Genomic DNA, 13,522 nt, shown 5'->3' on the forward strand with positions numbered 1-13,522 from the left:
CAAGACACAAGTTGTATCAGGCAAATAATTAAATTATTGTTGTTTTAACCATTGTACTATCGTCGGAATCATAAATCCTGTTGGCCCTTTTGGACCATTATATGAAGCTTTATTAGTCGTTGCTGGACCTGCAATATCGAAATGAATGTGAGGTGTTTGACCACTAAAATGTGTTACAAAACTTGCCGCAAATAGCGCTTTACCTTGTCCATTCGTATGGTTAACTAAATCAGCGATATCACTGTGATTAATACTTGCACGTTCGGTTGCAGTAATCGGTAATTCAAATACCATTTCATCGACTTTAGAACTTATTTGTAATATATCGTTTAATATCACTTTACTATTCGATTCAAATGCAGCAGCTTTATCATCGCCTAGTGCAACGATGGCTGCACCCGTTAATGTAGCAAAGTCCATAATCACACTAGGCTGATATTGATTTGCATAATACACAGCATCTGCAAGGACTAATCTACCTTCAGCGTCTGTATTCATTACTTCTACAGTTTCACCACTTAATGCTGTAAATACATCATCTGGCTTCATTGATGCTTCATTTATCATATTTTCAGCACAAGCAAGCACTCCGACAATATTTACAGGCAGTTGTAAACGACTAGCCGCTTCAATGATACCAACGACATTCGCAGCGCCACACATGTCAAACTTCATTGTAGCCATGCCATTCTTCGTTTTAATACTATAACCACCAGAATCATACGTTATACCTTTACCAACTAAGGCAATTGGTGCTACATCTTTGTCTTTGCCATTATATGTGATGGTTACTAATCTCGGTTTATGCTTACTACCTTTACCTACTGCTTGTAAAAGTCCGAATCCTTCAGAAACTAAAGTGTCATAATCTTTAACATCTACTTTGACCTTTGTATTTTTAAAATGATTAACAATATCTTCTGCAAATGTTTGTGGTGTTAATACATTCGGTGGCATATTACTAAAGTCTCTTGCCAAATTAATGGATTGGCCAATACTGATACCCTCATGAATGAAATCTAATTCAATTAATGATTCACTAATAAGGTTTAAATTCGTCTTAAACGGTGCCTTCTTACTTGATTTATAATGATCGAATTCATATGTTGCACGCTCACTTTGAATACCGCATGCCATTAATACATCTGATAACTGATCATATTTTGAAATAAATGAATCCATAAGTAAATAAGTATCTTCAATATGTTCTGACTTTATGTATTGGAAAAGATGTCCCCATATTTTCAACATATCTTGATAACTACGTGCTTTTAAGTTTCCTAAACCAACTGTAATTAAACGATAGGTTTGATCTTGTACATCAAATGCAGTTGTATAAATCTTCCCAACTTTACTACCAATAATATGTTGATGTTTTAGTCTTTCAAGTGATTCTGTAATATCGATATGATTAAAACTAATGCGCTCTAACTGATTTAAATGTTCTGGTATACCAATAATCAATGTATTTATTTCGTTGCTTAGTGTGTTATTTAATTTAAAATTCATAATGTACCTCCTTAGATTTGATATGTTACTCACTTCAAATTGTACAACAATAAAGCCCTTCAGTGACACTGAAGGACTTTATAAATGAATAATTTAATTTTATGTGTTTAGCTGAAACTTTATTTAAAGCCTAGAATTTACCTTTTTTGAATGCTAAACCGATACCACCGATTTTGAATACCGCACGTGTATCAATCACTTTTTTCATGAATGCTGCTTTTTTACCAGCGATAGGTTTACCAAATACCATACCTACACCGTCATGTGAACCTAAAGAACAAACAGTTCCACGATCAACATATTCGAATTCTTCAGTTGATTCACCGTTTAAGATGCGTTTAATGTTTTTAGCAACACTTTCACCTTGTTGCATTGCAATTTGTGCTGTAGTTGGTAATGGACGTTCTTCTCCAGCTGGGATAAACGCTGAACAGTCACCAATAACAAAAATGTTGTCGTAACCATTGATTGTTAAATCTTGCTTTGTAACGATACGTCCACGTTTAACGCCTTCAAATGATTCTTCCATTAATTTACTACCACGTACACCAGCTGCCCATACTGAAGTACCTGCATTTAATTGTTGTTTTTCACCATCTACTTCAACTACAAAACCTTTTTCGTTACAAGCAACGATTGGTGTAGCAATTTTAAATTCAACACCGCGGTCTTCTAAGTAGCTAACTGCGTGGTTAACTAATTCTTCTGAGAACATTGGTAACATTTTAGGTGCTGCTTCAACACAAGTGATTTTAACTTTATTTTGATCCACACCATATTTGCTACATAATTCAGGAATTCTGTCTGTTAATTCACCTAAGAATTCAACACCAGTGAATCCAGCACCACCAACTAAGATAGATAAATCGTTATCATCTTTTTCTTTTGATGCTGCATAGTTAGCAAATTTGTCTTCGATATGACGTGATAATTCACGTGCTGTGATAACATTTTCAATTTGGAAAGCATGATCTTTCATACCTTCGATGCCGAATGTTTCACTAACGAAACCTAATGCTACTACTAAAATATCAAAGTCATAAATACCTTGATTTGTTTCTACCTTTTTAGCATCACGGTCAATTTTTGTTACTTCTGCTTGAACAAAGTTCACTTTGTCTTTCTTCAAGACACTTTCCACAGGATATAATACATCTTCATAGTTTAGTGTACCTGCTGATGCTTCATGTAACCATGTTGCTTCATAGTGATATTCATTTTTATTAATAAGCGTAATTTCTGCTTCTTCTGTTGATATCGCTTTTTGCAATTTAGTTACAGTTTGTAAACCTGCATAACCAGCACCAAGTACAAGTACTTTTTTACGATCTTGAGCCATTTAATTTCACCTAAGCTTTCATATTTTTTTAACCAAATGCTGATAATTACTAGTAACAACTGGTCATTACTACTTTTACCACAATGTATACTAGTTTATCATCATTTTGTTATTTAAGTCTTTTAAATTATGTAAAAACCTGTGATGTTCACAAAAAAGACATTTTTAATCCAATACTAATTCTATAGCTTTTATGTTATATTTTCAAGCAAGATTCAGTCAGATTGTGAAAAAATTAATTAATTTTTTCGTAGCCTGATTTCGATTAAAAATGTATCCGTTATCACGATCATTTAAATTACTATTTATAGTCAGATTCTTAATTTTCAATAAGCTTTTTAATAAAACAAAATATCTTTACGTAAAAATAGGACATAATCAAATATGTCCCTAATCATAATTGATATCAATTTGTATCCCAAAAATTGGGTTAACCATTAAAAAGTTATTTTATTAGCAATTTTCAGGATTACCTGCAACTTTTGCAGTTCTAAATGAACTACCACAGCCACATGAAGCAATTGCATTAGGATTGTCGATTTGGAAACCGCCACCCATTAATGATTGCTTAAAATCAATAGTCGTACCATTTAATACGGGTGCATCTTCTTTGTCTACTAATACTTTTAATCCAAAGTATTCTAAGACTTCATCATTTTCACCAGGCGCTTCTTCTGCACCCATACCGTATGTTAAACCAGTGCACCCGCCACCATTCACTTTAATTTTTAAATAGCCATCTGGCATTTCATTTGCTTTAAGCATATCTTTTACTTCGTAGGCAGCTGCTTCTGTTAATATAACTGTTGGCATGATAACTCCTCCTTAAAAAATCCATGTTTCTTTTATATGTGCATATATATTTTGTAATAATTCTTCCGGCGAATCACCTTCAACAATATCACCATTTACTAAAGCATACAACCCGGCTGAACATATACCACAATGTGTCAGGCAACCATACTCTAACACATCGACATCTGGGTCATTTTCCAGTTGATTAAAAACATAATCTCCACCTTTTGCCATGTTAGAGAGACAAAATTCTACGATCGGATTCATACTTCACCTTCTTATTTCATTTGTTACAATATTATAGCATTTTAAAACTGGTATTTTAACATGATGTGCTCAATTACCAACAACTGATGTTTCTTATCCCAGTTATGTAATAGTGCCTTAGTTAGTACAAATATTTATTTGTAGTCATTTTCAAAAAAATATATAATAAGCATATAAATACATATTTACTTTTTTAGGGGTTATTGATGAATCAAAGACACTTGCATTTTATAACTGTTCATTAACAAATATATCTATGCACTTTGATCTTTTCAAAATTAAAGTAAATATTAACATATAAAAGGGGTACTTCATTATGAAAAACTTAGTTTTGTTAGGCGGCGGATATGGTAATATGCGTATCATGTCACGCATTTTAACTACTTCTTTACCACAAGATTATACAGTCACATTAGTTGATCGTATGCCATTTCATGGATTGAAACCAGAATTCTATGCTTTAGCTGCGGGCACGAAATCAGATAAAGATGTTCGCATGAAATTCCCTAATCATCCACAAGTGAATACAGTTTATGGTGAAATTAACGACATAGATTTAGATGCTCAAATTGTCTCAGTCGGTAATTCTAAAATTGATTATGATGAGCTAATCATTGGTTTAGGATGTGAAGATAAGTATCATAACGTTCCAGGAGCCGAAGAATATACACATAGTATTCAAACACTCTCAAAGGCTCGGGATACTTTCCATAGTATTAGTGAACTACCAGAAGGTGCTAAAGTTGGTATCGTTGGTGCTGGATTAAGTGGCATAGAACTTGCCAGCGAATTAAGAGAAAGTAGATCAGACTTGGAAATATATCTTTATGACCGTGGGCCGCGAATTTTAAGAAATTTTCCAGAAAAATTAAGTAAGTATGTTGCGAAATGGTTCGCCAAAAATAATGTTACCGTTGTTCCAAATTCAAATATTAATAAAGTTGAACCTGGTAAAATATATAACTGTGATGAACCTAAAGATATTGATTTAGTTGTATGGACAGCAGGAATTCAACCTGTTGAAGTTGTTCGTAACTTGCCGATTGATATAAATAGTAATGGACGCGTGATAGTTAACCAGTATCATCAAGTACCAACATATCGTAACGTCTATGTAGTTGGTGATTGTGCTGATTTACCACATGCGCCAAGTGCTCAGTTAGCCGAAGTTCAAGGTGATCAAATTGCCGATGTGCTTAAAAAGCAATGGCTAAATGAACCATTACCTGACAAAATGCCGGAACTAAAGGTACAAGGTATCGTTGGGTCATTAGGAGATAAACAAGGTTTTGCATATATCATGGACCGCACTGTAACAGGACGACTCGCTTCTATTTTAAAATCCGGCGTACTTTGGTTATATAAATATCATAATGGTTAAAATTAAAAAGCAATGTCAGTTCACACTATTACTGACATTGCTTTTAGTTATGTGTATATTATTCATTCACAAGCTTTTGGTCTATAAATCGAGTGATTTGCTTTGTTTGTATATAACCATCTGCTACATATTCATCGTTCATTGTAATTAATGGATAAAATAGTTCATCTTGTTCTATTCTTTCAATAAATTGTAAATCATGATCTGTTAAGTTGTCATTATCTTTTGTAATATCTATATACGTATATTTAAATGATATATTTGGGTATTTTCTTTTTAATAGCGGCTGTAGCCAGTCATAAATATCTTTCGATGTTGGCGCATTAACGCAACTTGCACATATAACATCTGCCCCATATACTACCACACTCACGTGCTCCATATATTTATCCCCCATTGGTTTGATAGATTTTTATTACACTATCTATTATAATATACTAATAAAGATTATCAAATTCATCTCTCGAAAGGAGACTTGCCTGATGCCTACTGAAGATACAACGATGTTTGATCAAGTAGCAGAAGTTATTGAACGTCTTCGTCCATTTTTATTACGTGATGGTGGCGACTGCTCATTGATTGACGTTGAAGACGGTATTGTTAAATTACAATTACATGGTGCATGTGGTACATGCCCAAGTTCTACAATCACTCTTAAAGCTGGTATTGAGCGTGCATTACACGAAGAAGTGCCTGGTGTAATAGAAGTAGAACAAGTATTCTAATATAAAGATATTAAGTTAACAGAACATATTATGAATAACAACAAAGACAGGAATACTGAATTATTTATAATCAGTTATTACCTGTCTTTTTTCGCTGTCAAATTGGACTGATGGGAAAGTTATTTTATACTATTTATCTGATTAATTATTTTATTATTGCCACATATCCAAGCACATATTACTATTCTATTCTATGAAATTTAAAATATAAAAATAGCACATACGCTCAATCAAAATCGTTGAGTTATGTGCTATTTGTATTTTAATTTTTAGGTTTATCTACTTCAGGTTGTGGTTCACCTTTCATATGTTTCGCAATTTGCTCATCCATATAAACCCAACCTTTCCAACCGATGTGTACGGCATCACTGATAACATATTTTTCATAATCTTTATCAGTCATATCGTAAATTTTACCACCATTATCTACAACAGTAGAATGGATTTTTTTATAAACTGCTTGACGACGTTCTTTATCGATACCAATGTGGTCATACCATACACCGTTTGATGGAATACTTACATATTGAACATCTGCACCAGCAGCACGCATTGTTTTTACAAGTAATTCTAAATCTTGGAATTCTGGAGAATTAACATTGAATTCGTAGTCACGTCTAACTTTACGCTTACTTTCTTGAATTAATTTCCAGTATTGATCTCTAATACCAAATTTATTCGATGTAGTATCAGCTTTACCAATTTCAACTGCTTTTTGTTTCATCTCATCCCAAGAAGCGTCTGGTTTTGTAGCAGGTTTAACATGTTCTAATGGAGATTTATCCATTGCAAACAATGATTTAATCGCTTCTATTTTAATCAATTGATTCTCTTTAAAACCAGAAATATAACTATCTTTAGTTTCTTTAGGGTTTTTAGCATAAGATTTCAAGTATTCTTTATTGTGTACATGTGGAAACTGTAATAAACGTTGTGCATAACGACGTTTTAATTCAGTAGACATGTTTTTCTGCTGGAACATTTGATTAATTTGAGTTTGAGACATACGAGCATCAAAGTTTTGATTCGTTAAACCATGGTTTGTAAACCATTGTGGTGAAATAATAAATGTTAATTTCTTACCTTTTAATTTATCATACTGTGATGCAAGTTCAACTGCGTTAATTAAGTCTGTAGAACCACCAGCACCTAATAAGAATGCTTTTTTGTTGGCGTTATGCTTATTTAATGCAATTGCAGGATTAAATGGGTCATCTTTACCTAATTCACTAGAGCCGTATATAGGATAATACTTGTTTGATTCGTATAACTTATCTTGAATGAGTGTGCCTTTTAGTACTTGATCTGTCAATGAAGTTCTATTATCTTCTACAGTCTTTTCATTTACTAATCCTGTAAACCAACTAGCAGGTAATAATAGAAAGACAATGAATACCGCTCCACTAATTAAAATGGGTAAAAAAGGTTTTAATTTCATCGTAACTCTTCTAATGCTTCAACGATTTTATTTGGTGTTGCCCACTCATCTCTATCAAAGTCCATAATAGATACTTCGATATCAAGTTTATTTTGAATCTCTAATAATAATCCAACTGTTTGGAAAGAATCAATAATACCTTCTTCAAAAATTTCTACGTCTGGATTTTCTTTTACAATATCATTTTCTGCTACTTCTGCTAATAAATTTAATACTTGTTCTCTAAATTCCATAATTAAATTCTCCTTTATTATATAAGTTTACCTGAGAAGATTAAAAAGCCAAATGTTACAAAGTGGAATGTAATCACAATGCTAAGTGCTGTTGTGAAACCATTTTGCCAACGTGGCGGATGTTTCTTACGCCAACGTTCATAATAGCCATAACCTATAAACAATGCTGCATGGTATAAACCATAAACAATGTAATACACTTCGATACCATGCCAAATTCCCATTATGAAGAAGTTGATTAAGAATGCCACGTTAGACATTGCAAATTGACTCTTCAATAATTTTTTACGAGACATGTAGAATAAAGATCTCATGTAAATACAATCTCTGAACCAGAATGATAATGTCATATGCCATCTATTCCAGAAATCTTTAATATTTTTCGCTTTGAAAGGTTTATCGAAGTTTGGTGGTGTTTTAATACCGAATAAATAACTAAATGCTATCGCAAATAAACTATAACCTGCAAAGTCAAAGAATAAATATAAGCTGTATGCGTACATATATAACCACAAATTGACAAAGCCATGTAAGTCTAATTGTAACGGCATGATTGCATATGTGTTAATAAAGTAAGCAACAATATATTTATACAAGAAACCAAGCATAATCATGTGAATTGCTTTTAATACTAATTCACGATATTCATTGCCTGTTGGTACTTTTTTATCGTCTTTAACGAAACGTTTGTAACGATCGATTGGTCCAGATGAAATCGTTGGGAAGAATGAAATAAATTGAATTAATTTCCATACTTTAATTTCTTTGATAGAACCATCACGAATTTCCATAATTAACTGCACACTTTTGAATGTAACATAAGAAATTCCTAAGAAACCAACAAATTCAATTAATTTACTTTCATGGAAGTGAATCTGATGTCCACCTAACCATGTACTTTGTAACACTTTCACAAGTGCTAATGGCAATATTGATAAAACCATTACAGTTACAAATTTTGAAAATGAATTATTTTTTGGTTTTGAATGATAATAAAACATTATCAATAAAACTTGCCATACGACGTAAATAATAAAACTAATTAATTGAACACTTAAATACTTTTGGTCAAACAGATTATGTTTATCAGAAGAAAAGATTAACACAATCATAAATGCTGTAACTACGCCATTATAAATGTAACTTCGCTTACCTAAAAATCCAAGTATAATGACTGGTAATAATGTAATTAAAGCAATTAAGAAGAATGTAAAATCACCATATGGAATCATCCGTTAATTACCTCTGCAATTTTCTTTCTGTCAATTTTACCATTTGAAGTCAATGGCAATTGTTCCATCCATTCAAACTTTCTAGGAATCATATACTCTGGTAAGCGTGATTTCAAGTCATTTTTAATATTTTTAGTCATTTCTGCATTGTCCGTAACTTCAGTCGTTGGCACAATTGCACCAATTAAATGAATAACTTTATCATTTTTATATACAGGTACAACAATCGCTTCTTTTACGAACTCAGACTGGCGTAATTGTGTTTCAATTTCTTCTAATTCCATTCTGTAGCCATTCAATTTGATTTGGAAATCAATACGACCTTGAATGAACCATTGACCATTTTCAAACTTCGCTTTATCACCAGTGTGATATGTACGAATACCGTCATCGAAATTAAATACTTCAGCTGTTTTTTGGTCATTTTTTAAGTATCCTAAACTTACACTTTGACCTTCAATAACAAGTTCACCGTCATCTGTAGTAGATAATCTTGCGCCTAGTCTTTCAACGCCAACAGGTAATGTCGGATATTGATCTAAGATTTCTTGTGTAATTTGAATACTTGTAACTGCTACCGTAGCTTCAGTTGGACCATATGTGTTGTAAATCGTCGCACTTGGGAAACGGCTCACTAACGCTTTTGCTGCTCTGTGAGGTAGAATTTCACCACAGAAGAAGAATTCGTTAAGACTACCATATTGTTCTTCATTAAGCGTTGGTAATAATAAACACATTTCCATAAATGATGGTGTTGATACCCAAATGTTAATCGGTGTTGCTGTTAGCATTTCATTTAATAATTTAGGTTTATTAATCATGTTTTTATCTACAAGATTTAATGTACCGCCTGATGCTAAACATGGATAAATAGCCATTACAGATAAATCAAATGAAAATGGCGCTTGGTTAAGCCATTGTTGTTTATTTCCTGATTTATTAAGTTCTAACATCCACTCAGTAAATTGAACTAAACTTGCATATTCAATTTGAACACCTTTAGGTTCCCCAGTAGAACCAGATGTAAAGATTGTGTATACTGTGTCGTTATCTTTAATCTGACTATCAAAAATTACTGGGTCTTGAGATGTTTTAATATCTTCAATTGTAAATACTTCGCCTTCTAAACTTTCAAATGATTCATCAGTCGTATTAAATACAAACTCTGGTTGAACCTTGTTAATAATCATTTTAATACGGTCTTCAGGAATTGAAGTGTCTACAGGTACATATCCACATCCTGCTTTAATGGCACCAATCATCCCAACAATCATATATGGTGACATGTGACCGAATAAAATCATCGGTTTCTTACTACCTTGTAATCGATGTGCTAATTTACTAGACTCATCCATTAACTGTTGATAAGTTAATTCATCAGTTGTGTGTCTAACAGCAATGCTTTGTGGATTTGCATCCGCAAACGCTTGCAGCTTGTTAATAATATCTGTCATATTAAGTCTCCCTCATTAGAACTCATTATAAATGAAGTTATTGTGTGTGTCGCCACTGCCATAAATTAAATATAAAGTAATAAATATTGCCAAATACAATAGTGTTAATAAATATGGTTTGAATGCTTCAACATATTTATTAGGTGGCTGTTTACTTTTAGATTTCATATTGCACCTCTTAAAGTTCTTAGTAAAAACGCCTTTATAAAGACCGTTCAATATAAAATACGTTTTAAAATTTGTTTTTTACAATTCATTATATCGATATTCATAATGAAATTCAATTTTAATTTTATAGATTCAACATAGTAATTGGTTGTCATCACTCAATTATTGTAAATGATACACTTTGTTGAGAACATCATTCATTTTAAAGGTTATTTAAACAATAAACAATTACAGTCTATATAACAATTTTGTTATATACGTCAAAATCAAATAAACTCATCACATTAATATGACGAGTTTATAATGTTATTGAATTATCATCAGCGCAAATATATACATTCGCAAGTCAAGCATAACATATTTAACAATTGCTTTGCTTGTTTTACCAATGATTAAAAACCATACTTATTTTCAATTTACTGGAGTATGTGGTACCTGATTTGTCATAACCGCTTCTATATTATTAATACATAATTGAATCATATTGTCCCGTGTTGTTACTGATGCGCTACCAATGTGTGGTGTAATCAGAACATTATCACGTCCCATTAATGGATGTGTATGATCAATCGGTTCATTTGCTAATACATCTAAACCACATGCTAAAATTTCTTTATTGTCTAGTGCATCGATTAATGCTGTTTCATCTACAATTTGCCCTCTACCGATATTAATAAAAATTGCATCATTTTTCATTTGTTCAAATGCTTCAGCATTAAATTTATGATGTGTTTCTTTTGTAAGTGGCGCTGTACAGATGATAAAATCACTTTCTGCTAACAACGTTTCAAAAGAAACATATGTTGCATTAAAGTCCGCCTCTGCATCTTTATGTCTTGATCGATTATGATAAAGAATATTAGTATTAAACCCTTGCAACCTTCTTGCAAAAGCTTTACCAATATCTCCCATACCATATATTCCAATAGTTGAATTGAAGACATCTTTACCTGACAATAAATAAGGACCCCAGCTTTGCCATGCATCTGCTTCTACATATTTTTCAGCTTCTACAATACGGCGTGCTATAGCAAGCATTAATGTAAATCCTAATTCTGCAGTTGTTTCAGTAAGTACATTTGGTGTATTCGTGACAACCACGTTATTCGCTGTTGCACTTTCAACATCGATGTTGTCATATCCTACAGCCATATTCGCAATTACTTTTAAATTTGGTGATTGTGCTAAAATTTCTGCATCGATCTGTTCACTTAATGTAATAAAACAAGCATCTGCGTCACGAAGTGCTGTCACAAATTGATCTTTAGGCATAGGCACTAATGATTTTTGCCACATAACAACGTCACCAAGTTTACTTAATTGTTGATAAAATTTATCTGGAATTTTCCTCGAAACAACTATTTTTACCAAATCAATTCACCTACTTTATAAAATGACTATATCTATTTTTCTAATTCAGCTATTGCTTCATTTAAATCTTTAAAAGAATACGTTGGTGGCACATTTTTATTTTGCACATCTTCTAACGTAGATACACCTGTTTGTACATGAATCGTATCCATACCTACGTTAATACCAGACATAATATCGGTATCGTACAAATCGCCTACCATAGCAACTTCGGATTTATCTAATCCTAAAATTTCTAATGCTTTAACCATAATAATCGGTTCTGGTTTACCAATAAATTGTGGCGATACACCTGTCGATACACTTACAACACTTGTAATAGCACCATTACCAGGTAATAAACCACGCTCTTTAGGAATTGATACATCAGGATTTGTAGAAATAAATGTTGCACCATTTCTTACACCTAACGTTGCAATCGCAAGCTTTTCATATGTAACTTGTTCGTCAAGTCCAATAACTACATAATCAACATGCTCGTCATTTTTAATGACAAGTCCCGCTTCGGTTAACGCAGTATTTAAACCACTCCCACCTAACATATATACTGATGCTCCTGGTGATTGTTCTGAAATATAATCAGCAGTGGCTAACGCTGACGTTACAACCTCTTCTGGTTTAGCATCAATGTGCATTTCACGTAATTTTTCAGTTACTTGCTCAGGTGTTTTTGTTGAATTATTAGTTACGTATAAATGAGGAATGCCTTTTACATTTAAATAATCGATGAATTGTTTTGCTCCATCAATCTCATCTGTTCCCATATACATTGTGCCATCTAAATCGATTAAATACGCTTTATACTGTTTCATTATTGATTTTCTCCTTTACCAAAAGCTGTTACTGGTACATTTTCTTGATGTAAAAATATCGTTACTTCTGTAATAAATTGTTTGTAATAAGGTAATGCGTCATCAAACATTGGCATGATAACCTTAATATCTAAGGCTGTGTAATCATATGTAAATTGTTTACGAATATCGACAGTTTTATTAATCTCCTGCTGTGTTTCTTTAGTAATAACATTTTCTAGTTCTAATATATCAATCACATCTTTATAATTACCAGGATCCCTTAAAATAAATGCATCGATAATCATATTCCCTATATCTACCGATGATTCTATCAACATTTGAGCAATGCGTTCAAATGCATAATGATTGTGCTTGCTCTCATGATAATCATCAGTTAATGCTTGTAAATAGGCTAATTTCTGAGTTAGTTTATCTTTGTCTACAAAATACATTCCTTGTCACCTCTCGCTTATATATTATCATAATTTTGCAGTATACTTCATTTGTCGTTATACTAACTTTACTACTTTTAAAAGGAGTCGCTACAAAATGATTGATATGTATTTATATGATGACAACGAAGAGAGTCAAGTTCAGTTTGTTGGTTTTGTTGGCGAGCATAGTCGATATGATTTGATGTTAGTCCATACAAATAGACATTATGGTAAGACACTCGTACTTAATATGCAAACAAATAAATTCGGTATTATCGGTACTGATGATTTAAAAGAAGAAGGCTATATCGCTCATATTTTAGGTGTAAATGCTGAAGAAGGCGATGAAATTACTGAGTATTTAAATGAAGTCATTCATTAA

The 13,522-nt window shown here is 32.5% G+C and carries 17 protein-coding genes; 3 read left to right on the top strand and 14 right to left on the bottom strand.

The features are described 5' to 3' along the window. Positions 1–33: 33 nt before the first annotated feature. The 4 genes from IDG60_RS13245 to IDG60_RS13260 all read right to left on the bottom strand — a co-directional run bounded on the left by IDG60_RS13245 (position 34) and on the right by IDG60_RS13260 (position 3,910). Complete coding sequence (locus IDG60_RS13245; RefSeq protein WP_001009692.1) at positions 34–1,509, bottom strand: M17 family metallopeptidase; 1,476 nt, start codon at positions 1,507–1,509, stop codon at positions 34–36. 130 nt (positions 1,510–1,639) lie between these two features. Continuing rightward, a complete protein-coding gene (locus IDG60_RS13250; protein WP_000046076.1) occupies positions 1,640–2,848 on the bottom strand; it encodes an NAD(P)/FAD-dependent oxidoreductase in 1,209 nt (402 codons plus the stop codon). A 453-nt stretch (positions 2,849–3,301) separates the two neighbouring features. Continuing rightward, the gene (locus tag IDG60_RS13255) at positions 3,302–3,661 is read right to left on the bottom strand and encodes a HesB/IscA family protein (protein ID WP_001143495.1); all 360 of its coding nucleotides are present in this window, start codon (positions 3,659–3,661) and stop codon (positions 3,302–3,304) included. A 12-nt stretch (positions 3,662–3,673) separates the two neighbouring features. Then, a complete protein-coding gene (locus IDG60_RS13260; RefSeq protein WP_001068337.1) occupies positions 3,674–3,910 on the bottom strand; it encodes a YuzB family protein in 237 nt (78 codons plus the stop codon). A 316-nt stretch (positions 3,911–4,226) separates the two neighbouring features. Here IDG60_RS13260 and IDG60_RS13265 point away from each other — a divergent pair, with 316 nt between their 5' ends. After that, entirely contained in the window at positions 4,227–5,291 is a 1,065-nt protein-coding gene (locus IDG60_RS13265; protein ID WP_000794020.1) for an NAD(P)/FAD-dependent oxidoreductase, read from the top strand. A 58-nt stretch (positions 5,292–5,349) separates the two neighbouring features. On the opposite strand, the gene IDG60_RS13270 is transcribed toward IDG60_RS13265, so the two are convergent. After that, positions 5,350–5,673, bottom strand: a complete 324-nt coding sequence (locus tag IDG60_RS13270; RefSeq protein WP_000401414.1) for a YuzD family protein — start codon at positions 5,671–5,673, stop codon at positions 5,350–5,352. 100 nt (positions 5,674–5,773) lie between these two features. Between IDG60_RS13270 and IDG60_RS13275 the strand changes: the two genes are divergently transcribed. Further along, complete coding sequence (locus tag IDG60_RS13275; protein ID WP_001141883.1) at positions 5,774–6,016, top strand: NifU family protein; 243 nt, start codon at positions 5,774–5,776, stop codon at positions 6,014–6,016. A 262-nt stretch (positions 6,017–6,278) separates the two neighbouring features. Here IDG60_RS13275 and dltD read toward each other — a convergent pair whose 3' ends face one another. The 9 genes from dltD to IDG60_RS13320 form a co-directional block, all read right to left on the bottom strand. Beyond that, entirely contained in the window at positions 6,279–7,454 is a 1,176-nt protein-coding gene (gene dltD, locus IDG60_RS13280; RefSeq protein WP_000769416.1) for a D-alanyl-lipoteichoic acid biosynthesis protein DltD, read from the bottom strand. Then, positions 7,451–7,687 carry a D-alanine--poly(phosphoribitol) ligase subunit 2 gene (dltC, locus tag IDG60_RS13285; RefSeq protein ID WP_000395692.1) on the bottom strand — a complete coding sequence of 79 codons (237 nt, stop codon included), beginning with the start codon at positions 7,685–7,687 and terminating at the stop codon, positions 7,451–7,453. The genes dltD and dltC overlap by 4 nt, the downstream gene beginning before the upstream one ends. A gap of 17 nt (positions 7,688–7,704) precedes the next feature. Continuing rightward, entirely contained in the window at positions 7,705–8,919 is a 1,215-nt protein-coding gene (gene dltB / locus IDG60_RS13290) for a PG:teichoic acid D-alanyltransferase DltB (RefSeq protein WP_103143736.1), read from the bottom strand. After that, on the bottom strand, positions 8,916–10,373 hold the full coding sequence (gene dltA, locus IDG60_RS13295; protein WP_000129659.1) for a D-alanine--poly(phosphoribitol) ligase subunit DltA: 1,458 nt from the start codon (positions 10,371–10,373) through the stop codon (positions 8,916–8,918). Before dltA ends, dltB begins: the two co-directional genes overlap by 4 nt. Before the next feature lie 15 nt (positions 10,374–10,388). Then, complete coding sequence (locus IDG60_RS13300; protein WP_000837752.1) at positions 10,389–10,541, bottom strand: teichoic acid D-Ala incorporation-associated protein DltX; 153 nt, start codon at positions 10,539–10,541, stop codon at positions 10,389–10,391. 47 nt (positions 10,542–10,588) lie between these two features. Beyond that, positions 10,589–10,699, bottom strand: a complete 111-nt coding sequence (locus IDG60_RS13305) for a hypothetical protein (RefSeq protein ID WP_001790652.1) — start codon at positions 10,697–10,699, stop codon at positions 10,589–10,591. A gap of 253 nt (positions 10,700–10,952) precedes the next feature. Further along, positions 10,953–11,912 carry a 2-hydroxyacid dehydrogenase gene (locus IDG60_RS13310; RefSeq protein ID WP_000239131.1) on the bottom strand — a complete coding sequence of 320 codons (960 nt, stop codon included), beginning with the start codon at positions 11,910–11,912 and terminating at the stop codon, positions 10,953–10,955. Between the two features lie 32 nt (positions 11,913–11,944). Continuing rightward, positions 11,945–12,724: a TIGR01457 family HAD-type hydrolase gene (locus tag IDG60_RS13315; RefSeq protein ID WP_000816184.1), complete on the bottom strand. Its 780-nt coding sequence runs from the start codon at positions 12,722–12,724 to the stop codon at positions 11,945–11,947. Further along, complete coding sequence (locus IDG60_RS13320; RefSeq protein WP_000273982.1) at positions 12,724–13,158, bottom strand: DUF86 domain-containing protein; 435 nt, start codon at positions 13,156–13,158, stop codon at positions 12,724–12,726. Before IDG60_RS13320 ends, IDG60_RS13315 begins: the two co-directional genes overlap by 1 nt. Positions 13,159–13,255: 97 nt before the next feature. Here IDG60_RS13320 and IDG60_RS13325 point away from each other — a divergent pair, with 97 nt between their 5' ends. Beyond that, positions 13,256–13,522 (top strand): DUF3055 domain-containing protein, encoded by a 267-nt coding sequence (locus tag IDG60_RS13325; RefSeq protein WP_000566649.1) that lies wholly within the window; start codon positions 13,256–13,258, stop codon positions 13,520–13,522.

It is taken from the genome of Staphylococcus sp. EG-SA-2 (assembly GCF_017152085.1).